Annotated in this window: 21 protein-coding genes; 7 read left to right on the top strand and 14 right to left on the bottom strand. The window is 71.7% G+C overall.

Translation table 11 applies throughout. The features are described from left to right. Nucleotides 1-29 precede the first annotated feature (29 nt). Nucleotides 30-1,049 (bottom strand): alcohol dehydrogenase catalytic domain-containing protein, encoded by a 1,020-nt coding sequence (locus tag AB0E78_RS32565; RefSeq protein ID WP_361840211.1) that lies wholly within the window; start codon nt 1,047-1,049, stop codon nt 30-32. After that, complete coding sequence (locus AB0E78_RS32560) at nt 1,046-2,206, bottom strand: mandelate racemase/muconate lactonizing enzyme family protein (RefSeq protein WP_361840208.1); 1,161 nt, start codon at nt 2,204-2,206, stop codon at nt 1,046-1,048. Before AB0E78_RS32560 ends, AB0E78_RS32565 begins: the two co-directional genes overlap by 4 nt. 253 nt (nt 2,207-2,459) lie before the next feature. On the opposite strand from AB0E78_RS32560, the gene AB0E78_RS32555 reads away from it, so the two are divergent. Beyond that, complete coding sequence (locus tag AB0E78_RS32555; RefSeq protein ID WP_361840205.1) at nt 2,460-3,227, top strand: IclR family transcriptional regulator; 768 nt, start codon at nt 2,460-2,462, stop codon at nt 3,225-3,227. Between the two features lie 6 nt (nt 3,228-3,233). Here AB0E78_RS32555 and AB0E78_RS32550 read toward each other — a convergent pair whose 3' ends face one another. The 7 genes from AB0E78_RS32550 to AB0E78_RS32520 all read right to left on the bottom strand — a co-directional run bounded on the left by AB0E78_RS32550 (nt 3,234) and on the right by AB0E78_RS32520 (nt 12,338). Next, nucleotides 3,234-3,752, bottom strand: a complete 519-nt coding sequence (locus tag AB0E78_RS32550; RefSeq protein ID WP_361840203.1) for a methylated-DNA--[protein]-cysteine S-methyltransferase — start codon at nt 3,750-3,752, stop codon at nt 3,234-3,236. 97 nt (nt 3,753-3,849) lie between these two features. After that, on the bottom strand, nt 3,850-6,153 hold the full coding sequence (locus AB0E78_RS32545) for a glycoside hydrolase family 3 N-terminal domain-containing protein (RefSeq protein WP_361840200.1): 2,304 nt from the start codon (nt 6,151-6,153) through the stop codon (nt 3,850-3,852). Then, nucleotides 6,150-8,084, bottom strand: a complete 1,935-nt coding sequence (locus AB0E78_RS32540; protein ID WP_361840197.1) for a cellulase family glycosylhydrolase — start codon at nt 8,082-8,084, stop codon at nt 6,150-6,152. The genes AB0E78_RS32545 and AB0E78_RS32540 overlap by 4 nt, the downstream gene beginning before the upstream one ends. A 47-nt stretch (nt 8,085-8,131) precedes the next feature. Further along, nucleotides 8,132-9,178 (bottom strand): LacI family DNA-binding transcriptional regulator, encoded by a 1,047-nt coding sequence (locus AB0E78_RS32535; RefSeq protein ID WP_361840194.1) that lies wholly within the window; start codon nt 9,176-9,178, stop codon nt 8,132-8,134. Then, complete coding sequence (locus tag AB0E78_RS32530) at nt 9,175-10,002, bottom strand: carbohydrate ABC transporter permease (protein WP_361840191.1); 828 nt, start codon at nt 10,000-10,002, stop codon at nt 9,175-9,177. Before AB0E78_RS32530 ends, AB0E78_RS32535 begins: the two co-directional genes overlap by 4 nt. 55 nt (nt 10,003-10,057) lie before the next feature. Further along, nucleotides 10,058-11,002 (bottom strand): sugar ABC transporter permease, encoded by a 945-nt coding sequence (locus AB0E78_RS32525; RefSeq protein WP_361840188.1) that lies wholly within the window; start codon nt 11,000-11,002, stop codon nt 10,058-10,060. 43 nt (nt 11,003-11,045) lie between these two features. Further along, nucleotides 11,046-12,338, bottom strand: coding sequence for an ABC transporter substrate-binding protein (locus AB0E78_RS32520; RefSeq protein WP_361840185.1), 1,293 nt, complete (start codon nt 12,336-12,338; stop codon nt 11,046-11,048). 251 nt (nt 12,339-12,589) lie between these two features. On the opposite strand from AB0E78_RS32520, the gene AB0E78_RS32515 reads away from it, so the two are divergent. Together AB0E78_RS32515 and AB0E78_RS32510 are read left to right on the top strand one after the other, a co-directional pair. Beyond that, nucleotides 12,590-14,611 (top strand): NADPH-dependent 2,4-dienoyl-CoA reductase, encoded by a 2,022-nt coding sequence (locus AB0E78_RS32515; RefSeq protein WP_361840183.1) that lies wholly within the window; start codon nt 12,590-12,592, stop codon nt 14,609-14,611. Between the two features lie 42 nt (nt 14,612-14,653). Then, complete coding sequence (locus AB0E78_RS32510; protein WP_361840180.1) at nt 14,654-15,193, top strand: PadR family transcriptional regulator; 540 nt, start codon at nt 14,654-14,656, stop codon at nt 15,191-15,193. A gap of 82 nt (nt 15,194-15,275) precedes the next feature. Here AB0E78_RS32510 and AB0E78_RS32505 read toward each other — a convergent pair whose 3' ends face one another. Then, complete coding sequence (locus tag AB0E78_RS32505) at nt 15,276-15,788, bottom strand: hypothetical protein (protein ID WP_361840177.1); 513 nt, start codon at nt 15,786-15,788, stop codon at nt 15,276-15,278. 175 nt (nt 15,789-15,963) lie between these two features. After that, on the bottom strand, nt 15,964-16,941 hold the full coding sequence (locus AB0E78_RS32500; protein ID WP_361840174.1) for a fibronectin type III domain-containing protein: 978 nt from the start codon (nt 16,939-16,941) through the stop codon (nt 15,964-15,966). A 234-nt stretch (nt 16,942-17,175) separates the two neighbouring features. Between AB0E78_RS32500 and AB0E78_RS32495 the strand changes: the two genes are divergently transcribed. Beyond that, nucleotides 17,176-17,913 carry a glycoside hydrolase family 75 protein gene (locus AB0E78_RS32495; protein WP_361840171.1) on the top strand — a complete coding sequence of 246 codons (738 nt, stop codon included), beginning with the start codon at nt 17,176-17,178 and terminating at the stop codon, nt 17,911-17,913. Between the two features lie 19 nt (nt 17,914-17,932). Here AB0E78_RS32495 and AB0E78_RS32490 read toward each other — a convergent pair whose 3' ends face one another. The 3 genes from AB0E78_RS32490 to dhaK all read right to left on the bottom strand — a co-directional run bounded on the left by AB0E78_RS32490 (nt 17,933) and on the right by dhaK (nt 20,013). Next, entirely contained in the window at nt 17,933-18,343 is a 411-nt protein-coding gene (locus AB0E78_RS32490; RefSeq protein WP_361840169.1) for a PTS fructose transporter subunit IIA, read from the bottom strand. Then, entirely contained in the window at nt 18,336-18,944 is a 609-nt protein-coding gene (dhaL, locus tag AB0E78_RS32485) for a dihydroxyacetone kinase subunit DhaL (RefSeq protein ID WP_361840167.1), read from the bottom strand. The genes AB0E78_RS32490 and dhaL overlap by 8 nt, the downstream gene beginning before the upstream one ends. A 76-nt stretch (nt 18,945-19,020) precedes the next feature. After that, a complete protein-coding gene (dhaK, locus tag AB0E78_RS32480) occupies nt 19,021-20,013 on the bottom strand; it encodes a dihydroxyacetone kinase subunit DhaK (RefSeq protein WP_361840165.1) in 993 nt (330 codons plus the stop codon). A 635-nt stretch (nt 20,014-20,648) separates the two neighbouring features. Here dhaK and AB0E78_RS32475 point away from each other — a divergent pair. Genes AB0E78_RS32475 through blsF form a run of 3 tightly spaced genes read left to right on the top strand, consistent with a single transcriptional unit; the run spans nt 20,649 to nt 23,873 of the window. After that, the gene (locus AB0E78_RS32475; RefSeq protein WP_361840162.1) at nt 20,649-22,004 is read left to right on the top strand and encodes a hydroxymethylcytosylglucuronate/cytosylglucuronate synthase; all 1,356 of its coding nucleotides are present in this window, start codon (nt 20,649-20,651) and stop codon (nt 22,002-22,004) included. Continuing rightward, entirely contained in the window at nt 21,997-22,983 is a 987-nt protein-coding gene (gene blsE, locus AB0E78_RS32470) for a cytosylglucuronate decarboxylase (protein WP_361840159.1), read from the top strand. The genes AB0E78_RS32475 and blsE overlap by 8 nt, the downstream gene beginning before the upstream one ends. Beyond that, nucleotides 22,971-23,873, top strand: coding sequence for a CGA synthase-related protein (gene blsF / locus AB0E78_RS32465; RefSeq protein WP_361840156.1), 903 nt, complete (start codon nt 22,971-22,973; stop codon nt 23,871-23,873). The genes blsE and blsF overlap by 13 nt, the downstream gene beginning before the upstream one ends. Nucleotides 23,874-23,908: the final 35 nt, after the last annotated feature.

Below are 23,908 nucleotides of genomic sequence, written 5' to 3'. Positions count from 1 at the left end.
GGCGGTACGGGCCGGCGCCCACCCGGGGGTCAGGGGCGAAGCAGCACCTTCCCGGTCTTCGGGTCACCGCCGCCGACCAGCGCCACCGCCTCGCCGAACCGCTCGAGGGGAAACTCGTGCGTGATGAGCGGTGCCGGGTCGAGCAGGCCGAGCCCGAACGCGCGGACCGCGTCCGACCAGGCAAAGGACGGCGCGCCGAAGACGCTGCGCACCTCCAGCTGGCTCAGCGAGAGATGCACCGGATCGATGCCGACGGCGCCCGGAGTGAACATGCCGGTCAGCACCACCCGGCCGCCCCTGCGCGCGAGGAGACAGGAGGACGCCGCCGTGCTGGGCGCGCCCGCGGTCTCCACCACCAGATCGAAACGGCCGTGGTACGCCTCCGCCTCGGCGGGCGTCAGGCTCTCGGTTGCCCCGAAGTCCAGCGCCTGGCGGCCGCGTTCGGCCCGCGGGTCGATCACGACGAGCTCACCGGGCGACGATGCGGCGAGCAGCTGCACCGCGAGCATCCCGAGGGTGCCCGCGCCGACCACCGCGATCCGCTCGCCGGGCCTGGGCCGTCCCGTCCGCACCGCGCCCGCGATCACCGCGGCGGGTTCAAGCAGGGCGGCGGCGGCCAGGTCCGCGTCCGGGTGCAGGAGATGCAACAGGCGCGCGGGGACGGCCACATGGTCGGCGAAGGCGCCGGGCTCGGTGAACCCGGTCTCCGCGTACCCGCCGCCGCACAGGCTCGTCTCGCCCTCGCGGCAGCGCTCGCAGGTGCCGCAGGCGCGGAACCCCTCGGCGACGACCTTCCGTCCGACGAGCGCCGGATCGACACCCTCGCCGGTGGCCTCGACCGTCCCCGACCACTCGTGGCCGGGGATCACCGGATAGCGCACATAGGCGGCGTCCCGGTGACCGTCGTACACCTCGCGGTCGCTCATGCAGATCCCGGCGGCGGCCACCCGCACCAGGACGTCCCCGGGCCCCGGTTCGGGGCGTGCGCCGACCGTGAGCCGGTGCGAGCCCGGCCGGTCGACGACGATCGCGCGGGAGTCGCCGCTCACTTCCCGGCCGCCTTGGGGGCGCGCTTCTCCCAGCCCTCGGCCCACAGGTCGAACCGGGCCTGCTGCTGCGGGAACTCGGCCGCCGCGTCCGTGTCGAGCTCGACGCCGAGGCCCGGCTCGTGCGACACCTCGAAGTAGCCGTCGACCACCTGGGGCGCGCCCTTGACCACCTTCTTGATCTCCGCGTCCGCGAAGTCGTTGAAGTGCTCAAGGATCTTGAAGTTGGGCGTGCAGGCGGCCAGTTGCAGCGAGGCCGCGGTGAGCACCGAGCCACCGACGTTGTGCGGCGCGATCAGCGTGTAGTGCGTCTCCGCCGTCGCGGCCAGCTTGCGGGTCTCCAGGATGCCGCCGATGTGGCCGAGGTCTGGCTGGATGATGTCGGCGGCCTGCGACTCGAAGAGCTCGCGGAACTCGATCCGGTCGTGGATGCGCTCACCGGTGGCGATCGGCATGTCCACCTTGGCGGCGACCTTCTCCAGGGCCTTGAGGTTCTCCGGCGGCACCGGCTCCTCCAGCCAGGCGGGCTTGAACGGCGCCATCTCGCGCGCCAGGCGCACCGCCGTGGAGGGGCTGAACCGGCCGTGCATCTCCAGCATCAGCTCGGCGTCGGGGCCGATCGCGTCCCGCACCGCCTCGATCAGCGAGACCGCGTACGAGGTCCCCGCCTGGTCGAGCTCGAAGTGCCCGGTCCCGAACGGGTCGATCTTCAGGGCGCGGTAGCCGCGCTCGACCACGGCCCGGGCGGCCTTGTGATAGGCCTCCGGGGTGCGCTCGGTGGTGTACCAGCCGTTCGCGTACGCCTTGACCTTGTCGGTCACCTTCCCGCCGAGCAGCTGCCAGACCGGCACGCCCAGGGCCTTGCCCTTGATGTCCCAGCAGGCCATCTCCACACAGGCGATGCCCGACATGACGATCTCGCCGGCCCGGCCGTAGTCGCCGTACTTCATCTTCCGCACGAGATCCTCGACCGCGAACGGGTCGGACCCCACGATGTGGTTGGCCGCCGCCTCGCGGAGGTAGCCGATGAGCGCGTCGGTGCGCCCGAGCATGCGCGTCTCGCCGACTCCGGTGAGGCCTTCATCGGTGTGGACCTGGACGTAGGTGAGATTGCGCCACGGCGTCCCCACCACGTGCGTGCTGATTCCCGTAATACGCAAGGCAGTTGCCCCTTGGTTGTTCGGTATTTCGTCACACGTTCGAAATGTTGGCGTGACCGTATTCACGCAGGCGGCAGGGTGTCAATGGGTTGCGCGAAACGGTCTTGGGCTCACAGGTGCCCTCGGGCCGTTGCGCGGGGAACGCGGCTGTGTCTAGCCTGTGTTCGTCATATCGATCGTTGACCGAAGTTTCGGACGCATCCGCGGGCCTGCCGTGGGCGCAATTTCGGACGCATGGGATGGGAGGCCGACCATGGGACGACTGGTGCCAGCGGTGACCAGGGCGCTGGACATACTGGAGCTGTTCCTGGAGGGCGACGGCACGCTGTCCGCCCCCGAGGTCACCCGCAGACTCCAGCTGCCGCGCACCACCGTGCACGAACTGCTCACCACCCTCGCCGCCCGGTCCTACCTTGTCCAGATCCCGGACCAGACAGGCCGCTACCGCCTCGGCGTACGCGCCTACCAGCTCGGCAGCCGGTATGCCGAGCAGCTCGACCTGGCCGCCGAGGGCCAGCAGGTGGCGCGCGAGGTCGCCGAGACCTGCGACGAGACCGTGCATGTGGCGGTCCTTGAGGACACGGACGTCATCTACATCGCCAAGGTGGACTCCACGCACGCGGTCCGGATGGTCTCCGCCGCCGGCCGCAAACTGCCCGCCCACTGCACGTCGGTCGGCAAGATGCTGCTCGCCTCACTGCCCCCCGCCGAGCTCGAAACGCGGCTGTCCGGGAGGGAGTTGGTGGCGATGACGCAGAACAGCATCACGGAGCCGGACGCACTGCTCTCCGCGCTCGCCGGCATCCGGGAGCGCGGGATCGCCGCCGAACACCGCGAGTCCAACCCCGACGTGAGCTGCGTGGCCGCCCCGGTCCGCGACAGCGCCGGGAACGTCGTCGCGGCGCTCTCCATCTCCGTGCCGATGATCCGCTGGAGCGAGCAGCGCGAACAGGAACTGGCCGAGCTGGCCGCCAAGGGCGCGGGTGACCTCTCGGAGCGGCTGGGCCACCGGGGCCGCTAGCGGACGCTAGTGCGTCGACTCCAGGTCCAGGAGCCGCTGCTTGGCCTCCAGGCCGCCCGCGTACCCGGTCAGCGAGCCGTCGGCCCCGATCACCCGGTGGCAGGGGCGTACGACGAGCAGCGGGTTGCGCCCGATCGCCGTGCCCAGGGCGCGGACCGCGGCACGCGAGACGCCGAGCTGCTGGGCGAGCTTCCCGTATGTGGTGGTCGTGCCGTACGGGAGGGTGTCGAGGGCGTGCCAGACCCGCTCCTGGAAGTCGGTCCCGACGCCGCTCACGTACTCGATGTCGAAGTGCGTGAGCGTCCCGTCGAAGTACGAGCGGAGCTGCCCGGCGATCACGGCGAAGGCGTCGTCGTCGCGCACCCACCCGTCCTGGACGACGGCGCCGCCCTTCTGCCCCGGCAGGGACAGCGCGGCCAGCGCGGTGCCGCCGTTCGCGGTGGCCGACTCCGTGCCGACCAGCAGCAGCTCGCCCAGCGGGCTGTCGACGGTCGTGTAGACGGCCTTGGCCATGACCTTGGTCATCAGTTGCTCCCTCTTTCCCGGTGACACCACAAGTCTGCGGGGTGCGCGGGCGCGCGGCTGGCGGGATTCGGACGTGACGCTCACGAGGGTGTCAGGGTCACCAGGGCATCAGGGTCAGCAGGGCGCCGTTCGTGCGGGCGGAGGAGGGGCCGGTCTCCAGCAGGAGCTCACCCGGCTCCACGGCGTACTCCAGAGCGCGGTCGAGCGAAGCCAGGGTATCCGCCTCGATGACGAAGGCGACCTCGGCGTGTTCACCGGGGGCCAGGTCGACGCGGGCGAAACCACGGAGCTCACGGACGCGCGGCCAGGACGTGGCACCCGTGACCCGGCGCACGTAGAGCTGCACGGTCTCCCGCACGGCCCGCGCACCCGTGTTCGTCACGCCGACCGTGCAGGTGAGCGCCGGATCGGTGACCGGAACCCGGGTGCGGGAGAGCCGGGGCTCCCCGTACTCGACGGTCGTGTACGAGAGGCCGTGGCCGAAGGCGTACAGCGCGTCGGCGGGCTGGTCCACGTAGCCCCGGTAGCCGTGATCCTTGACGTTGTAGAACACCGGGAGCTGGGCGGCCGAGCGCGGCACGGAGACGGGGAGCCGCCCCACGGGCTCCGCGCGCCCGAAGAGCACGTCGGCCACGGCCCGCCCTCCCCACGGCCCCGGATACCACGCCGAGAGCACGGCGCCGGCCCGCCCGGACAGCTCCGGCACGGCGTGCGGCCGGCCCTGGACGAGGACCACGACGACGGGCGTGCCGGTGGCGGCCACGGCATCAAGCAGCGCCAACTGCCCTTCGGGCAGCCGTAGTTCAGCCAGGTCGACGCCCTCGCCGCACGTCATGCCCACCGGGGCGCCGAAGGCGACGACCGCGGCCCCGTTGCTGTCGAAGCGTGTGTCGGCCTCCCGTGCGCTGGACCCGCCGAGCACGAGTACGGCCGTATCGGCAGCGGCGGCCACCGCCACCGCGTCCGCGATCCCGCCGCGGTCGTCGCCGACCAGCTCGCAGCCGCGTGCGTACGTCACCTCGACGCCCGGCGGAGCGACCGCCCTGATCCCGTCGAGGACGGTGAGCCCCGTGCCGGGGCGCTGCGGCGCGGTGTAGTCGCCGAGCTGCTGGGGGAGCGAGTCCGCGTTGGGGCCGATGACGGCGACGCGGGACAGGGCCGCCGAGGGGGTCAAGGGGAGAGTGGCTCCGTCATGGCTCAGCAGGACGACGGACTCACGGGCCAGCCGTTCACTCACCTCCGCGAGGGCGGGGGAGTGCGCACGCCCCTCGCCGACGTAGGGCCGCTCGAAGAGACCCAGGCGGAACTTCAGCGTCAGGACGCGGGCCACCGCGGCGTCCAGGGCCTGCTCGGAGACCAGGCCCCGCTCCACCGCCTCCGCGAGCCGCGGGAAGCAGCCGTCCCACAGGCTCAGATCCGTGCCCGCGCCCAGGGCCAGCGCGCCCGCCGCCACCGGGTCACCGGCAAGGCGCAGGAGACGGTCGAGCGCGCAACCGTCGGCCATGACCAGACCGGTGAACCCCCAGCGCTCGCGCAACAGGCCGGTGAGCAGTTCACGGTTGGCCGCGCACGGCAGGCCGTCGTACTCGTTGTATGCGGCCATCACGCCCGCCGCCCCGGCGCGGACACCGGCCCGCGCCGCGACCAGATGGATCTCGTGCAGTTCGCGCGGGCCGAGCTCCGTGGCCGCACTGTTGCGGCCACCGATCGTGGCGCCCTGCCCGGCGAAGTGCTTGAGCACGACCGCCGCCCGGTCCGGGGCATACGTGGGGCCGGAGCCCTGCATGCCCCGCACCAGCGCCTCGGTGAAGCGCGCCGCCAGATACGGGTCCTCCCCGAAGCACTCCTCCGCCCGGCCCCAGCGCGGATCCCGGACCAGGTCGAGCGCCGAGACGAGGGCGACATGACCGCCCCGGGCGCGCAGCTCGGCGGCGGCGCCCGCCGCGGCGGCCTCGTAAAGATCCGGGTCCCAGGTCGCGCCCACCGCGAGATTCACCGGCAGTACCGTGCCGTCCAGGGCCTGGTGGCCGTGCGGGACCTCCTCTACGAGAAGGACCGGGATGCCGAGCCGGGTGTTCTGCATGACGTGCCGCTGCACCGAGTCGGCGACCCGCGCCGCGTCCGCCGCGGTGATGCCGTCCGCGAACGTCACCCCCGACCACGGGTCGGCGCGCTGGAGTCCGTACAGCGCGCCCATCCCGTCGAACGCGGCGACCTCGGCACGGAAGGCGTCCGTCAGGCGGTGGCCTCCCCGGGCATCCGACGTCCGCTCGTAGGCCTGCCAGCCGTACATCCGCTGGTTGACCTGCCCCACCTTCTCGGTGAGCGTCATCCGCGAGAGCAGGTCGCGCACCCGGTCGGCGACCGGGGCAGCCGCCTCCCGGTACAGCGGCGCGCTCATCGCTGTTCGAGGACGCGCACGCCGAACGGGGCGAGCCGCACCTCCGCCACCGCCGCACCCGTCTCCAGGTCGTGCAGCGCACCGTCCGCCGCCGGGCGCACCGCCAGCTCCTCGTCCGACTGGCTGACCAGCCACACGAACCGCCGCCCGTCCTCGTGCACCAGGACGTCCGCCGACACGTAGGGGCTGTCGACGGTCACCGGACGCTCCACGCCCGCGAGTTGGGCGAGCGCTGCGTACAGTCGGTGCGTCTGCTCCGGGTTGACGCGGGCCGTGCGCGCGGCCATGTGCTCCAAGGGGTACGTCGCCAGGACCGTACGGCCCTGACCCGTCTCGTTGATCAGGAGCGCGGGGCGGCCGTGCGCGTCCTTCGCCACGACCCGCGCGCCTGTCGGGACGACCGGCAGATAGGCGCGGCTGTCCTCGTTGCCCGTGACCGGGAAGCGCAGCGTCTCGCCCGCCGCGATCCCGCCGAACTCCTCCGTGAACGTCAGCTCCAGGACGTCGTCCTCGATGGGCTCGGCCACCCCGTAGGAGAGCTGGAGCTCCACCCCGAAGAGCCCGTCCAGGTCGTCGAACCACGGGCCGCGCGTCCCGGGGTGCTCGCCGGAGCAGAACGACAGGTACACGGTGGCGCCCTCGCGGGCCCGCCGCTCCAGCTCGCGCCGGGTGCGGGTCGTCAACTGCCGGGTGGACGGCAGGAGATAGAGGGACGCGTCACCGGGCAGCCCGTCCGCCTCCCGCGTGAGGCCCACCGGGAGATCGGCCCCGCGCGCGGCGACGTACCCCTGGTGGAGGGAGGTGAAGATCAGCGGACGGTCGGCGGGGCGGCTGTAGGGGTAGCCGCGCTCCAGGAACGCGGGCACCACGAGCGCCGCGTCCGCGTCCGAACGGCGGCAACGCGCGAAGTCGACCTGCCCCAACACCTGGGAGAACGCGGCGAGTTCGATGAGCGGAGTCTTCGGGGTGCTGGTGCTGTCCGTGATGCCGAAGTGCATCTCGAAGGGGTGGTGGTCGTACGGCGACTGGTCCCACAGGTCGTCGTAGTCGGTGTTGTTCCACGCTATCCAGCCGGTCGCGCCGCCGAGGAGGGAGTTGTGGAGCGTCTGGCGGTAGTAGATGCCCGCGTTCTCCGCCGACACGGTGTCCGTCGAGAGCCCGAACTCCTCAAGCACCACGGGCTGTTCGGTGACCGCGGCCAGCTCGCACTCGAAGGCGGCGCGATAGTGCTGCCGTACGCGGTCCGTGTCGGAGCGGTAGACGTGCGGGCCCACGAAGTCGACGTACTCGGCCGTGTCCCGCAGCGAGAAGCCGTTGTCGCGGCCCGTCACCTCGATGCCCCACGCGCCGTCACCGAGCGACACCGGCTGGGTGCCGCCCGCCGCGCGCACCGCGTCGCACATGAACTGCGCCCACGCGGTGACGACATCGCTCGACGGCGGATCCACCTGGTAGATGCGGCCGTAGCCCGGCATCTCATTGGTGATGAGCCAGCCCGTGACCGCCGCGTGGTCCTTGAAGCGGCGCGTCATCTGCGACACGAACCACGCCTGGCGGCCGACCAGCCACACGTCCTCGTAGAGGTCCCGGTCCCCGCGCCACACCGGGTCCCAGTTCTCGCCGGACATGTGCCCGACGATGAAGGTGGGCACCGTGCCCATGCCCAGCTCGGTGTGCGCGTCGAGGAAGTCGCGGAACCGCTCGCACAACTCCTCGTCGACGCGGTGCGGTTCGGGGTGGAAGTCCGGCCAGTAGAAGAACGAGCGGGTCATCGTCATGCCGTGCTCACGCAGCACGGCGAGTTCCTCGCGGACCGTCTTCGGGTCGTAGTTCCGCCACATCAGCGGACCGCCGGTGCGGGACCAGAAGTTGGCGCCGATCCAGGGCAGGACGGCGGAGTCATGGGTGAGCTGGGCGCTGTGGCGTCGCATGGTGGTACTCAGGTCTTTCCGTACGAGGGTGAAAAGGTGATCGGCGGTCAGGCGGGCCCCGTCGAATCCCGGATGACAAGACGCGGGCGATCGTCCAGGGCGACGGGCGGCACGTCCTCGCCGCACTGCGCGAGCAGCGCACGCGCGGCTGCCGCGCCGACCCGCTGCACCTGCTGGTCGACGGTCGTCAGGCGCGGATGCAGCCAGCGGCCGATCGGGAGGTTGTCGTAGCCGATGACGGACAGGTCGTCCGGGACGCGCAGCCCGGCGCGCTGGGCCGCGCCGATGCCGCACACCGCCATGGAGTCGTTGGCGTACATGACGGCGGTGGGACGCTCCGCCATGCCGAGCAGCTCCTCGGTGGCGGCGACGGCCGCGGCCTCGGAGAAGTCGGTGCTCAGCAGCGCGGCGGGCTCAAGTCCCCTGAGGGCCAGGGTCTCCTCGAAGACCGCCCGGCGCAGCCCCGTGTGCCGCAGCTCGCCGGGCCCCGCCACATAGGCGATGCGCCGGTGACCGAGCTCCATGAGGTGATCGACGGCTTCGTGTATGCCGGCGCCCTGATTGCCCAGACCCACCGTGGGCACGGGCGCGTCGGGGTGGGGCGCGCCGAGGAGCACGGCGGGCAGACCCAGGCCGCGCAGCAGCGGCGGGCGCGGATCGTCCTCGCGGGCGTCGGTCAGGACGGCGCCGTCGACGCGGCCCTCGGCGGCGAGACGTTCGTACAGTGCGCTCTCCTCGGCCACGTCGGTGACCAGGTGGAGCAGCAATCCGTAGCCGCGCGGCGCCAGCTCGCCCTCCAGACCGGTGATCAGCTCGCTGAAGTGCGGGTCCGCGCCGAGCACATCGGTGGGGCGGCGCACGACGAGGGCGAGCGTGCGGGTGCGCGCGCTGCGCAGCGCCGTGGCCGTCGCGCTGGGCGACCAGCCGAGGCCGGCCGCGGCGTCCAGGATGCGCCGCCGGGTGGGCTCGGAGATGCGGCCCTTGGCGTTGAAGGCCTGCGAGACGGCTGCCGTGGAGACCCCGGCCGCCGCGGCGACCGCCTTGATCGTGGGACGCCCGCCGCTGTCCCTGCCCGATGTGTTCGACCCGTTCACATCTTCACCGCCCCACTGACGAGGGCCTGCTGCATCCGCTTCTGCAGCACCGTGTAGACGGCCCATACCGGTACGAGAGTCAGTACCGTACCGGCGGTCAGCACCCCGTAATCCGTCCCCGTCAGGGACTTGAGGGTGGGCAGGGCGACCTGCACGGTGCGCTGGGACGGGTCGGGGCCGACGATGACGAGCGAGTACAGGTACTCGTTCCAGAACGTCAGGAAGTTCAGGAGCAGCACCGTCGCGATGCCGGGCAGACACATCGGCGTGTACACGTGCCGCAGCACCGCGAACGTCGACGCGCCGTCCATCCGTGCCGCCTCCTCCATCTCCCTGGGGATGGTCCGCATGAACTGCACCAGGATGACGACGGACAGCGGCATCGCGGTGGCGGGCAGGAAGAGCACCATGAACAGGCGGGTGTGGAAGAGCCCGGTCGCCGCCGCGAGCAGGAACGTCGGGAAGAGCGCGGCGAACGTCGGGATGAGGAAGCCCAGCGAGAAGACCTTCTCCACGAACGCGCCGAGCGGGCCCGTCGCGCGGGCGATCGCGAACGCGGCCGGGATCGCGAGGGCCAGCGTCAGGGCGAGCGAAAAGGCCGTCACCAGGGCCGAGTTGAAGACGGCGAGCCCCAGATCGGCGCTCTCGAAAGCCGTACTGAAGTTGCCGAAGGACAGCGAGGTGGGGAGTGAGAAGGGGCTGGCGAAGATCTGGTCGTTCGTCTTGAAGGCCGAGGCGAGCAGATAGTAAAGGGGGACGACGAGCAGTGCCGCGTACGCCCACGCCAGGATGTGCGCGGGCAGCCAGGACTTTCCGTGCTTCAAGGTGACCGGCTCCAATCGGGGGTCAATCGGGCGTCAATCAGGGGCGTGCGCGGCGTCAGTAGTTCTGGCGGAACGCGCGGCGGATGCCGAGCAGACCGACGAGGCCGACCAGGAAGAGGATCACGCCGACCGTCTGGCTGTAGCCGAGGTCGGCCGCGATGAACGCCTTCTGGTAGACGAGGAAGGAAAGAGTGGTCGACGAACTGCCGGGCCCGCCCTGCGTGAGCAGCAGGACATGTTGCGCCGACCCGAAGAACGTCCACAGGAACTGGAGCATCGTCACCACGCCCACGTACTCGCGGATGACCGGGAAGTGCACGCCCCACATCGTCCGCCAGTGCCCCGCGCCGTCCAGCTGCGCCGCCTCGCCGATCTCCTCGGGCACACTGCCGAGCCGGGCCGCGAACAGGACGGCGGTGAAGCCGATGCCGCCCCAGATGTCGAGCACGATCAGACAAGCGAGCGCCGTCGACGGTGAGGCCAGCCAGGCGTCGGTCACCGAACCGAGGCCCACCGACTTCAGCGCGCCGTTGACCAGGCCGTCGGGGGAGAGCGCCGCGTAGAACACCATCGCCTTGGCCGGGGTGGAGATCAGGCCGGGGATGAAGAGGAGGTAGCGCAGGACGCGGTGGCCCGGCGGCTTCTGCGCCACGTAGTAGCCCAGCATGTACGCGCACACGATCATGATCGGCAGTGCGACGGCGAGCTGGACCGCCGTATTGCGCACGGCGTCCCAGAACACCGGGTCGCCGAAGACCGTACGGACGTTGTCGAACCCGGCGAACGACACCGGCTGGAGCATGCCCGGCCAGTGCAGGGCCGCGATCACGAAGATCGCGATCATCGGGCCGACCATGAAGACCAGGTACCAGACCAGGGCAGGGACGGCGAGGATCGTGCCGCCTTCCTGGCGGCGCTGGCGGACGGGGGGCTTCGACGGTGCGGGGCGGACCTCGGTCCCGCCCGGCGGCACGTTCGTCGACATCGTCGGCGTCGTCATCTCGGGTGACTCCCAGAAGGCTCGGGCGGCTCGGGCGGGCGGCTCATGCGGTGCGGTACGCGGCTTCGAGCACGGAGCGCACCTTGGCGGGGCTCGTGCCACGGGTGAAGGCCGTGCTGGTCGCGGTGATCAGCGGCTGCGTCGCGGCCGGCGGCACGTACAGATCGGGCAGCAGGGCCTGGCTGACATCGGTGCCGAGCTGCTGCGCCGCGGCGACCAGCGGGAAGTCCGTGCTGAGGGTGTCGGAGCGCAGGGCCATGTCGCGGCCGCTCTCCTTGATGAAGCGCGCGACGGTGTCCGGGTGGTACATGAAGCGCAGGAACCTCTCGACGGCGTCCAGCTTCTTCGTGCCGTTCGGGCTGATCCAGAAACCGATGAGGGTGTACGTCCGCAGGATGGTCGGCTTGTCGTGCGCGGCGTCCGGCGCGAGCGGCCAGCCACCGACCTCGGTATGCCGGGCGACCTTCTCCGGGACCTTGGCGAGCGCCGAGGACATCGCGGACTCGATCGCGGCGGCCCGCGTGTTGAACTGCGTCGTCATCGTGTCCGAGGTCAGGCCCTGCGCCTTGTCGGCGAAGACACCCGCGTCCCGCAGGGCGGCGAAGTACTCGATGCCCTCGCGGGCGCCCCGGCTGCCGCTGAAGTCCCCGGTGGTGAAGACCTTCCGTGCCTCGCCGGGGGAGAGGAAGGTCTGGATGATCTGGGCGAGGAGCTTCTGGCCCGTCCAGTCGTTGCCGCCGACGGTCACCGGCGCGATGCCCTTGGCCCGGAGCTTGCGGGCGGCGGAGATCAGCTGGTCGCCGGTGGTGGGGATCTTGTCGACACCGGCCTCGTCGAGCAGTGCGGTGTTGTAGGCGACCGGCCAGTTGGTGGCGAAGTACGGGAAGGCCCGCAGGCGGCCCTTGCCGTCGGTCCAGGCGTCGAGGGCGACGGGCAGGACGCGCTTTCGCAGCCCCCAGTCGTCCATGTACCCCTTGACGTCGACGGTGGCCCCGACGTCGGTCCAGGCCAGCGTCTTGTCGTAAAGGTTCACCATGACGACGTCCGGCTCCTTGCGGGCAAGCCGTGAGGTCTCGTAGACCTGCGCGAGGTCGTCGCCGTTGACGAGGTTCTTCACCTTGAGGCCCGGGTTCTCGTCCCGGAAGGTGTTCAGGGCGGACAGGTACGTGGGTGAGCCCGGCGCGGTGGTGCCGAGCTGGCTGTGCACCACGAGCGTGTCGGGATCGGAATCCGCCGACGCCAGCGTGGAACAGCCGGCGAGGGCGGGCAGGGCGGTGGCGGCGGCCAGGCCGGAACCTGCGGCGAGGAAGCCGCGCCGACTCATCGTTGAGCGCACAGCGGGATGTCTCCAACCAGGGCGATGACGACCAGAGGTTAATCGATATACCTGCGGGGGTGAGGGGAGCGTAGGAGTGCCTCGTTGAATGGTCAATCCCCTGTTGCGCACCGTGAATCTTCCGGCGAAAGCGGCATAGCGGGCACGGAGGGGTCACGTGGCCTGCCTCTCACTCTTTATGCAACTAGTTGCACAAGGTGTGGGGCGTCGTCTACAACAGTCCTGACGACCATCGCGTACGGAGGGCCCGCATGAGCCGCTACCCGAACCTGCTGAACCCGCTCGACCTGGGCTTCACCACCCTGCCCAACCGGGTCCTCATGGGATCCATGCACGTGGGCCTGGAAGAGGCGCCGAACGGTTTCGAGCGGATGGCGGAGTTCTACGCGACCCGTGCGCGCGGCGGTGTCGGCCTCATCGTCACCGGCGGCATCGCCCCGAACGAGCTCGGCCGCCCCTGGGGCGGCGGCGCCAAGCTGACCACCGAGGCGGAGGCGGAGAAGCACGCCGGGGTCACCGCGGCCGTGCACGCCGCGGGCGGCAAGATCGCCATGCAGATCCTGCACTTCGGGCGGTACGCCTACCATGAGGGCCTCGTCGCGCCGAGCGCCATCAAGGCGCCGATCAGCCCCTTCGTGCCCCGCGCCCTCACGGACGACGAGGTCGAGCAGACCATCGAGGACTTCGTGCGCGCCGCCGAGCTGGCCAAGCTCGCGGGCTACGACGGCGTCGAAGTCATGGGCTCCGAGGGCTATTTGATCAACGAGTTCATCGCGGCCCCCACCAACCAGCGCGAGGACCGCTGGGGCGGCGCCTACGAGAACCGCATCCGCTTCCCCGTCGAGATCGTCCGCCGCATACGCGAGCGGGTCGGCGCCGACTTCATCCTCATCTACCGCCTCTCCATGCTGGACCTCGTCCCCGGCGGCTCGACCCTCGAAGAGGTCGTCCACCTCGCCAAGGAGATCGAGGCCGCGGGCGCCACGATCATCAACACCGGCATCGGCTGGCACGAGGCACGCATCCCCACCATCGCGACATCGGTGCCGCGCGGCGCGTACACCTTCGTCACCAAGAAGGTGATGGGCAAGGTCTCCGTGCCGCTCGTCACCACCAACCGCATCAACACCCCCGAGATCGCCGAGCAGTTGCTCGCCGACGGCGCCGCCGACATGGTGTCCCTGGCCCGCCCGCTCCTCGCCGACCCGGACTTCGTCGCCAAGGCGCAGGCCGAGCAGTCCGACGCCATCAACACCTGCATCGGCTGCAACCAGGCCTGCCTGGACCACACCTTCAACCTGCAGATCACCTCCTGCCTGGTGAACCCGCGCGCCTGCCACGAGACCGAGCTCGTCCTCGCGCCGACCCGCACCAAGAAGCGTGTCGCCGTCGTCGGCGCGGGTCCGGCCGGGCTCGCCTTCGCGGTGTCGGCGGCCGAGCGCGGCCACGACGTCACGCTCATCGACGCGGCGTCCGAGATCGGCGGCCAGCTCAACGTCGCCCGCAAGGTGCCCGGCAAGGAAGAGTTCGACGAGACCCTGCGCTACTTCCGCACCCAGCTCGAACTGCACGGCGTGGACGTCCAGTTGAACACCCGGGCCACGGCGCAAGAGCTCGCGAAGGCCGCGTACGACGAAGTGGTCGTCGCCACCGGCGTCAGCCCCCGTACCCCCGAGATTCCCGGCATCGACCACCCCAGCGTGGTCGGCTACCTCGACGTGCTGCGCGACAGCGCGCCGGTAGGGGAGCGGGTCGCGATCATCGGCGCGGGCGGCATCGGCTTCGACGTCGCCGAGTACCTCACCGACAGCGGCGACAAGGCGAGCCTCGACCCGGCGACGTACTTCCGTCAGTGGGGCGTCGACATGGACTACAAGGACCGCGGCGGCCTGACCGCGCCCGACCGTCCCACCCCGCCGCGCTCCGTGCACCTCCTGCAGCGCAAGACGTCCAAGGTCGGCCAGGGCCTCGGCAAGACCACGGGCTGGATCCACCGCACCGAGCTGCGCCACCGCGGCGTCACCATGGTCCCCGGCGCGAGCTACGACCTCATCGACGACGCGGGCCTGCACATCACGGTCGACGGACAGTCCACGGTCATCCCCGTCGACACGGTCGTCCTCTGCTCGGGCCAGGACCCGCGCCGCGACCTGTACGAGGAGCTGCTGGCCGGCGGGCACAGCGCGCACCTCATCGGGGGCGCGGACGTGGCGGCCGAGCTGGACGCCAAGCGGGCCATCAAGCAGGGCACGGAGCTGGCCGCGGCCCTGTGACCCAGGGCGCCCGCTCCGGACGCCGTACCTAGGATGGCCGCCATGTCACTCCCGCACGCGATCCTCACCGCTCTGCTAGAGAAGCCCTCGTCGGGGCTCGAGCTGACCCGCAGGTTCGACAAGTCGATCGGCTACTTCTGGTCGGCCACGCACCAGCAGATCTACCGTGAGCTGGGGAAACTGGAGCGGGACGGCGCCATCCGCGCCCTGGAGCAGCAGCAGGCGACCCGCGGGCAGAAGAAGGAGTACGAGGTCCTGCCCGCGGGCCGCGCCGAGCTGGCCCGCTGGACGGCCGCGAGCCAGGACCCCAAGCCGCTGCGGGACACGCTCCTGCTGCGCCTGCGGGCCGCGGCGGTCGTCGGCACGGACGGCATCGAGGCGGACCTGCGCCGCCATCTCACCCTGCACCGGCAGCAGTTGGCCGAGTACGAGGAGATCGAGAGCCGGGACTTCCCGCCGGGCAAGGACGCGGTGGAGGACCGGCTGAGGCATGTGGTGCTGCGGGCCGGGATCGACCTGGAGACGTTCTGGACGCGGTGGCTCGAGCGGACGCTGGAGGACCTCGGGGCGCCGGAGGCCTGACACGGCCCCGGGCGCGCACGACGGCTGCCGCCGGCCCCGACGTGAGTCAAGGCCGGCGGCAGCCGCCTTCGTGGCCCTGGATTCAGAGCCGGTGCCGCACGCCCCGGCGACGCAGGTACCAGGCGCCGCCACCGCCCGCGGCCAGGGCCACGAGGGCTCCGCCCGCGACGAGGGCGGTCGTGCCGTAGTCCTCGCTGCCGCCGCCGAGACCACCTCTGACGCCGCGCGCGGGCGCCCTCGTGGACGAGGTGGTCGGTGATGCCCCGACGGTGACCGACTGCGAGCCGGCCGTCGTGCCGTCCTCGCAGATCACGGCCACCGTATGGACGCCGGTGCTGACGTTCTGCCAGGAGGCGCTGCCGCCTGTCAGTTCCATCTGCTTGCCCTGGGCGAAGCTCGCCTCGCCGTTGCTCAACAGCGCGGCGTTGCCTCCGTCGGGGCAGGCGGCCGTGGTCACCGTGACCGTCGATCCCGTGGCGGTCACCGTGATCCCTCCTGCGGCGGCGAACGCCGACGGAGCGGTCAGTGCCAGCGGAAGCGCAGCCGCGGCGGCGATGGTCAGGCCGGTGCGGACGAATATCTGGGTGGTGCGCATGAGTCTGCCCTCCGGTGGCACGGGAGGCGGTACGTCCCGTGCGCCGCCGAGGGTAGGGAAGCGCCCGTGCTACCTGACGACGAGCCAACGTGCCGTTCGCCTATGCCGCATGCGGACAGCCACCGGGCAGGTGACGGAATCCTTCGTACGGCCGACAGCTGACCCGGTGTCAAGGTCATCGGCCGGTGGTGACCGTCCGCTCGGGGGAGTAGCCGCCCCACGTCCCGTCGGGGAGCTTGGCCCGGAGCTTCACGCGGTGGGTGTCGCCCGGTTCCCTGCCCACGTAGAAGCTGTGCGTGGCCTTCTTGCGGGGCGCCGTGCCGCCGAACACCAGCGAGGTGGCGTTCTTCCCGTCGAGGTGGATCTGATACTCCGCCACCGCGCCGCCGGTGTCCGGCGGCGTCCATGCCAGGTCGATGTAGTACGCCCCGTCGGCCCGGCGGGTCTTCGCGCGGAAGTCCGTCGGCGCCGTGCCCCGCCCGTCGTCCCGGCCCGCCGCGGTGGTGAGGCGGACGGGGCGGCTCGCGGGGGAGGCGTTGTCGGCCGCGTCGAGCGCCTTGACGGTGAAGCGGTAGTCCGTGCCCGGCCGCAGCCCCGTGACGAGGGTCCGGTGCTCGCCCCCGGCCACGCTGTGGATCTTCGACGTGCCCTGGTAGATCTCGTACGACGCGACGCCCTGGTCGTCCTTCGAGGCTCCCCAGGACAGCGTCACCGCCCGGCTCCCCTCGACCGTGCCCCGCGGTGAGCCGGGCCGGGAGGGCGGCCTGCGGTCGGCGGTGGCCGCGGCGGGCGTGGTGACCGTCAGCTTCTTGCCGGCCGGACCGACGTTCCCCTCGGCGTCGCGGGCGCGGACCGTGAAGGTGTAGGTGGTGGACGGCCTCAGGCCGACGACGTCGACCATGTGCTTGTCGCCAGGCACGCGCTTGACCCGGGTGGCGCCCCGGTACACGTCGTAGCCGGTGACTCCGGTGTCGTCCGTCGCCCGGTTCCACATGACGTGGGCGGTTGTGGCGCTGCCCGCCTGGACCGTGAGGCCTCTGGGGGCGGCCGGGGGCCGCACGTCCTTCGTGTCCTGGTCCCCGCCCCACGCGCAGGCGGTGAGGGCGCAGGCGGTGACGGCCAGGAGGGCAGACAGGTGGGGGGTCCGTCGCACGGGCGTGCCTTCCGTTCGGGCGGCATTGGTCCGGACCTATTTGACACAGGTGTCGGGTGCACATCAAGAGGTGCGCGTGCGGACCGCAGGGTGCGACGTGCGCCGTCCGGACCTCGAACGGAGCCGAGGTGTAGGACCCGGGGCAGCTTGGGATGTCTGGTCACGTGCTTCAGGCCGTCGGCCGCCACCCGGCCGACCGGCCGTCAGTTACCCCTGAGGGAAGGTCTTTTTCTCGTGCGCACCAGAACCGCGGCGCTCGCCGTCGCCGCCGGAGCCGCCCTGCTCGCCCCCGTGTGCCTGCCCGCCACGGCATACCCGCAGGAGAGTGAACCAGGCGGGAAGCCGGCCCGGCTCAACGGGAGTTCAGTTTCGGCGGCCGTCCAGGAGGGGTCCGTGTCCGCTGCCGCACTCCTCGCCAAGACCGGAGCCTGTGCACAGGTCTCGCGCGGCAAGTGCCGTACGGACGACGGAGCCCGCGCGAACATCCCCGTCTGCGGCAAGCGGGGCGCGGTGTTCTGGAAGGCCGACATGGACATCGACTGCGACGGCCGGCCGGGCAGGGCCTGCAACCGGCGCACGGACCCGCTGTTCCTCGACGCCACCGCGTTCCAGGAGTCCAACGGCCGCCAGCTGAGCGCGGAACGCCTCCCGTACGTCGTCGTGCCGGGCCCGAGCCGCCGCTGGAGCCACGCGAAGCACGGCATCACGGGCGGCTCGGTGGCCGCCGTGATCTACCAGGGCAAGGTCCTGTATGCCGTCGTCGGCGACACCGGGCCCACCGAACTCATCGGCGAGGCGTCGTACGCGGCGGCGAAGTCGCTCGGCATCAGCCCCGACCCCAGGTCCGGCGGCACCGCCGCGGGTGTCACCTACATCGTCTTCAACGGCCCCAAGGCGTCCCCCATCGAGAACCACCGGGCCGCGGTCACCCGAGGTGACGCGCTGGCCCGGCAGTTCCTCCGGCAGAACTGACCGCCGGAACCGGCCGCTCTCACACCTTCCGGTAGGAGTACGCTTCCGCCGCCGCGGCCTCCACCGCCGCGATGTCGGCGCCCGCGGACGCGGCCACCACCGCCGCGACCGCGCCCTCCACGAAGGGCGCGTCCACCAGGCGGGCGCCCTCCGGGAGTTCGTCGCCCTCGGCGATCAGGGCCTTCACGGTCAGGACCGCGCTGCCCAGGTCGGTGAGGATCGCGATGCCCGCACCGCCGTCCACCTTCGCGGCGGCCGCGGCGACGAGCTCCGAGCTCGTGCCCAGGCCACCGTCCTCGGTGCCGCCCGCGGCGGCCACGGGCGCGGTCGTCCCGCCGCCCGCGAGCCCCACGGCGAGGGCGGCGACGGATTCGGCGACGGGGCCGCTGTGCGAGACGAGAACGATGCCGACCAGCTTCTCTTCAGTCACGGCGGGCCTCCGCGGTCTGCGCGAGCGCGTCGAAGAGGAGCGCCGACGAGGTCGCCCCGGGGTCCTGGTGACCGATGCTGCGCTCGCCCAGATAACTGGCCCGCCCCTTGCGTGCCTGCAGAGGCGTCGTGGCCAGGGCGCCTTCGCCGGCGGCGGCGCGCGCCGCGTCGAACGACTCCGCGAGCGCGTCGACCGCGGGGACGAGGGCGTCCAGCATGGTCTTGTCGCCGGGCGCCGCACCGCCGAGCGCGCTGACGGCGTCGACGCCGGTGCGCAGCGCGTCGGCGAACTCCTGCTCGCTGACCTCGGCGGCGTCACCGAGCGCCTTGCCGGTACGCCGGAGCAGCGTCCCGTAGAGCGGCCCCGAGGCACCCCCCACGGTGGAGATGAGCTGCCGCCCCGCGAGGGTGAGCACGGCCCCCGGCGTGGCGGGAGCGTCTTTCTCCAGCGTGGTCACCACGGCGGCGAACCCGCGCTGCAGATTGCTGCCGTGGTCGGCGTCCCCGATCGGCGAGTCCAGCTCGGTGAGCCGCTGCGCCTCCCGGTTCACGAGTGCGGCGGCCGAGGTCAGCCACTGACGGAAGAATGCGGCATCGAGCACGGAAACTCCTTGCGCGGTAGAACAGTTGGAAAAGTGACGCGAGTGGTACGTGGTGAGGGTGGGGGCCTGACAAAGATCAGATACCCCAGCGGAGCCCCGCGGTACGCACCGGGGCGTTCCAGAGCCGCAGCAGCTCCTCGTCGACCTGACACAGGGTGACGGAGGCCCCCGCCATGTCCAGCGAGGTCACGTAGTTGCCGACCAGCGTGTGCGCCACGACGACGCCGCGCTCGGTGAGAACCCGCTGGACCTCGGCATTGAAGCCGTACAGCTCCAGGAGGGGAGTGGCCCCCATGCCGTTGACGAGCACGAGCACGGGGTTCCGGGGGGCGAGGTCTTCGAGCACCACGTCCACGGCGTACGCCGCGATCTCGCTCGACGTCATCATCGGGCGCCGCTCACGTCCGGGCTCCCCGTGGATGCCGACGCCCAACTCCAGCTCGCCGGACGGCAGATCGAAGGTGGGGCTGCCCTTGGCGGGCGTGGAGCAGGCGCTCAGGGCGACCCCGAAGCTCCGCGCGTTCTCGTTCACCTGCCGCGCGATCGCCTCGACCCGCTCCAGCGGCATGCCCTCCTCGGCCGCGGCCCCGGCGATCTTCTCCACATAGAGCGTCGCGCCGGTGCCGCGCCGTCCCGCCGTGTACAGGCTGTCGGTGACGGCCACATCGTCGTTGACGAGCACCTTGGCGACCTGGATTCCCTCGTCCTCGGCGAGCTCGGCGGCCATGTCGAAGTTGAGGACGTCCCCCGTGTAGTTCTTCACGATGAACAGCACCCCCGCACCGCTGTCCACGGCGGCCGCCGCACGCACCATCTGGTCCGGCACGGGCGAGGTGAACACCTCACCGGGGCAGGCCGCCGACAACATGCCGGGACCCACGAATCCGCCGTGCAGCGGCTCATGGCCGGATCCCCCGCCGGAGACGAGGGCGACCTTCCCGTCGACCGGGGCGTCCCTGCGTACGATCACGCGGTTCTCGACGTCGACCGTCAGCTCGGGATGCGCGGCCGCCATGCCCCGCAGCGCGTCCGCTACGACCGTCTCCGCGACGTTGATCAGCATCTTCACGGGTACCTCCTGGTGACATCGGCAAGGCTGGGCGCCGCTGGGATCCGCGGTCCCGAGGCCAGTATCAAGGCAGTGCCGTCAGGATGCGCGAACCTCGTACGAAGGTGCCCGTCGGCCAGTGGATCACGGTGCTGGAGCGGCCGGACCGGGGCATGTGCCAGTGGCCTCTTTCGGCCGTTGTTGCGGGGCGTACTTCTGTGGGTCTCCGGACCCCGAAACGGCTTGTTGGAGAGGGTCCCGGCTCCCTCCGTGGCCACGTGTCCGGTCGGTGTGCCCTAGGGGTGCCGGGGCTCGGAGTGTGTCATTCGGGTGAGCCGGGGCGAGGCGCGCGGGCGTCTTATTGCGATCGGTTAGCAATTACTTTCCGATGGCCAGAAGGTGACCGGGCGGCCTTTGCGCCGCCGGGGGGCAGGGGTGATCGTGTGGGAAGCGGAGGGGCTCCCTCTCCTGCAGGGTTCGCTCCACCAGAGCCTGCCCGCAGCCTGTCCGTGGTCCTTGCGAGGACCCGCCCGATCCTGCCGCGGTCGATCGCCGCGGCGCGGCTCGAATGCACCTTCATCCCGACGTGACTTCCCTCCCCGCAGTCACCCGATCGGGGCCACACCCCGGCCCCAGCAAGGGAGTTGGACAGAACGATGCATGGTGTACGTCCCCCGTCACCGCGAGACGACCGGGAGAAACCCGTCCCCGCCCCGGGCACACCCGCCGCGACCGCCGGCCCCGGACCGGCCACCGTCGCCGTCGCGGGCTCCGAGTTCGGCTGGGGAAGCTCGGGCAAGCTGAGCGCCGTCCTTGCCGCGCTGCGCGAACGCTCCCCGCGCCCGCTGAGGTTCGTCGGCCTCGCGTCCGGCCTCGGACGGCCGCTGCTGGACCACCACGCGATCGACCGCTGGTACGACCTGCCGGCCGGGGCTCCCGCGAAGGAGTGCGCCGACGCCGTGGCGAAGGTCGTGGAGGCGGAGCGGATCGACGCGGCCGTCGTCGTGCTCGACGGCCCGGCGGCCGTGGCCCTGGAGACGGCGGGTGTGCCGACCGTGTTCGTGGACAGCCTGCCGTTCCTGTGGACCGAGGGAGACCTGCCCGAACTCCCGCTGGAGGTCTCCGTCTACTGCGCGCAGCAGTGCGTCGAATTACCGCAGGAGTGCCTCGGCGTACTCGGCTCCGTACGCGAACTGCGCTGGGTCGAAGCCGTGATCGGCGCCCCGCCCGTGTCACCGGCCGGCCCCGCGGAGCCCCGGCGGAGCCGTCCGGAGCCCTTCCGGCGCGCGCTGCTGAACCTCGGTGGCCTGCGCGCCCCCGACCTGGCCGACTGGACGCGCTACCCGGAGATCGTGGTGCCCGCGGTGTTCGAGGCCCTCGCTACGTACGGGGTCCGCGAGGTGCACGTGGCGGGCAACCTGCCCGCGGCTCTGGCCGCGCGGCTCTGCGCGGCCAGCGACGCGGACCTCGACATCACGGCGGGACCGCTGTCGCACGGTGAGTTCCTCCACCGGCTCGACACCTGCGATCTGCTGCTCACCTCGCCGGGTCTGACCACCCTGCTCGAAGCGGGCAGCCTCTCGGTGCCCACGGTCTGCCTGCCGCCGCAGAACCTCAGCCAGATCTTCAACGGCCGCTTCCACAGCCGGGCCGTGCTGGCCGACGTCAGAGTCGTCTGGCCGCCGGCGGTCTTCGCCGAGGACGAGGCCCTGGCCCGCCGGTCGCAGGGCGAGGAAGCGGCACTTCAGGTCATCTACGGGGGGATCACCGCCGCTGCCAAGGAACACAACCTGTCGCGCTCGGTGGCCGCCGTACGCGACGGCGTGTTCCAGGCGCTGCGGCGCGCGTCGGCCGGCGCCGAGTGGGGCGGCCTCGCCGCCCGGGTCGGCACCGGCGGCGCCGCACAGGTGGCCGGGATCCTGCTCGACGTGCTCGACGGGGAGCCGCTGGCCGGCTCCGCCGGGCCCCGGGCTCCGCGTACCTTCCAGGAAGGCATCGACGTACATGACTGAGCGTCAGCGCTATCTCTTCATCAGGATCCTGGAAGCCTGCAACGCGGACTGCTTCATGTGCGAGTTCGCGCTCTCCCGCGACACGTTCCGCTTCTCGCTCGACGACTTCAACGAGCTGCTGCCCAAGGCCCGTGACGCCGGAGTGGCCTACGTACGGTTCACCGGCGGCGAACCGCTCATGCACCAGGACGTCGTCGAACTGGTGCGTGCGGGCACGGACGCCGGCATGAAGATGTCCATGATCACCAACGGCATGATGCTGCCGAAGAAGGCCGCGCGCCTCGCCGAGGCGGGTCTCGCCCAGGTGATCGTCAGCCTCGACGGCGGATCCGCCGCCACGCACGACGTCTACCGGCGTTCCCCCGGCATGTTCGACAACGGCCTGCGGGGGCTGCGCGACGCCGCGGCCCTCGGTGTCCTGCCCCGCGTCAACACCGTGGTCGGGCCGCACAACTACACCGAGATGCCGGACCTGCAGAAGGTCCTCACCGAGGCGGGCGTCAAACAGTGGGAGCTCTCCGCCCTGAAGCTGGAGCGCTCCATCACCTACCCCGACCCCGACCATGTGCGCGCGGTCTGCGACCCGATCTACGACGCCGATCCCGGCACCCTCCTCGTGCCGCTCGGCAAGCGCTTCTACGGGGACACCCGCGAGGAGCGGGAGCGCTACTTCTCGGAGTCACTGACCCCGAGGGCCTCGGCACCCCTGTGCCATGTCGTGGACGACGTCATCTACATCGACGGCAAGTACGGGCGCATGTACGCCTGCAGCTGCCTCCCGCACCGGGAAGGGGAGGACCTGGGCGGCGCGCCGCTGCGCGAAGGCGGCGCCATCCACCTGGACACGCCCGTCTTCCGGACCCACGCGGACTTCTTCCGCGAACGGGGGCCCGACATGTGCGGCGGCTGCTCCACCACGGCCGCCGGCTACAGCGACGACGTCGCCCGGCTCGGGACGGCGGCACCATGGCAGTACTGAGCCGCAGGGTGCTCCTGGTGTCGCGGGACGAGGAACTCGACTCGCTGCTCGCCGGACGGCGCATCGCCGCGCACCTGGCCGAACTCGCGCAGTACGAGGGCGAGGGCGGGCCCGGTGACGGCGGGCCGCCGCCGGACGTGGCGCTGGTCTGCGACGACGAGGCCGCCACCCGCCGCCTCCTCGGCCTGGGGGTGCCGCTCGTGCGGCTGTCCTCGGGGCACCGGGCCGCCATCGACCCCGTGGCCGAGGGAGCACTGCACCGCGTGCACCGCCCCGGCTGGCTCCCGGGGCCGTGGCCCGCGACACCCGGCGGCGCCCGCACCACCGGGCTGCTCGCGCCCGCACGGACGGCTCGCGGGCGCCGACGCAGCGGCAGCCTGCTCCTGATCTCCTTCTGGGACGTCCCGGCGGGGGAGGCGGACGCCTTCGTTTCCGGGCCGCTCCGGCAGCTCGCCGCCGAGGCGGTGCGCCGCACACAGCGCTGCGAGGTGGTCTGCGACACCCGCGTCGAGAGCGTGCGCGACACGCTTCAAGCCCTGGAGGGCGTACGGGTCCGACGCGCCGCCGACACCGACATCGACGCCCTGCACGCGGGCACCGAACTGCTCCTTGCCACCCCCACCCTGGGCGCGGTGGCGCTCACCCAGGCCCGGGGCGCGCCGCTCGCCTTCCTGCCACCGCTCGGCGACGGGCAGCGTGACCTGGCCGACCGGGTCACCCAGGTGGTGCCGGTCCCGGTGGCCACCGATCCGCGCGATCCGGCCCTCTGGGCCGCGGGGCAGGCGGGCGCACCCGACCCGTGGTCCGCGCTCGACCCCGCCGCGGACGACCTGCGGGGCGCACAGCGCGTCGCTCGAACCCTGCGCCAGCTCTCCCTCGCACCCTTGTGACAGGTCACCCACCCCCCCCGCTGAACCTGGAGACA

The organism is Streptomyces sp. NPDC032198, assembly GCF_040636975.1.
Taxonomy (GTDB): Bacteria; Actinomycetota; Actinomycetes; order Streptomycetales; family Streptomycetaceae; genus Streptomyces.
Note: the sequence above shows the minus strand (reverse complement) of the source record. Positions and strands in the feature narration are given on the sequence as shown.

Excerpts from the sequence above, each read along its gene's own strand:
- AB0E78_RS32540 (WP_361840197.1), bottom strand. The coding sequence starts at position 8,084 with ATGCGACGCCACAGCGCCCAGCTCACCCATGACTCCGCCGTCCTGCCC.
- AB0E78_RS32555 (WP_361840205.1), top strand. The coding sequence starts at position 2,460 with ATGGGACGACTGGTGCCAGCGGTGACCAGGGCGCTGGACATACTGGAG.
- blsF (WP_361840156.1), top strand. The coding sequence starts at position 22,971 with ATGGCAGTACTGAGCCGCAGGGTGCTCCTGGTGTCGCGGGACGAGGAA.
- blsE (WP_361840159.1), top strand. The coding sequence starts at position 21,997 with ATGACTGAGCGTCAGCGCTATCTCTTCATCAGGATCCTGGAAGCCTGC.
- AB0E78_RS32545 (WP_361840200.1), bottom strand. The coding sequence starts at position 6,153 with ATGAGCGCGCCGCTGTACCGGGAGGCGGCTGCCCCGGTCGCCGACCGG.
- AB0E78_RS32550 (WP_361840203.1), bottom strand. The coding sequence starts at position 3,752 with ATGACCAAGGTCATGGCCAAGGCCGTCTACACGACCGTCGACAGCCCG.
- AB0E78_RS32475 (WP_361840162.1), top strand. The coding sequence starts at position 20,649 with ATGCATGGTGTACGTCCCCCGTCACCGCGAGACGACCGGGAGAAACCC.
- AB0E78_RS32515 (WP_361840183.1), top strand. The coding sequence starts at position 12,590 with ATGAGCCGCTACCCGAACCTGCTGAACCCGCTCGACCTGGGCTTCACC.
- AB0E78_RS32505 (WP_361840177.1), bottom strand. The coding sequence starts at position 15,788 with ATGCGCACCACCCAGATATTCGTCCGCACCGGCCTGACCATCGCCGCC.
- AB0E78_RS32510 (WP_361840180.1), top strand. The coding sequence starts at position 14,654 with ATGTCACTCCCGCACGCGATCCTCACCGCTCTGCTAGAGAAGCCCTCG.
- AB0E78_RS32525 (WP_361840188.1), bottom strand. The coding sequence starts at position 11,002 with ATGACGACGCCGACGATGTCGACGAACGTGCCGCCGGGCGGGACCGAG.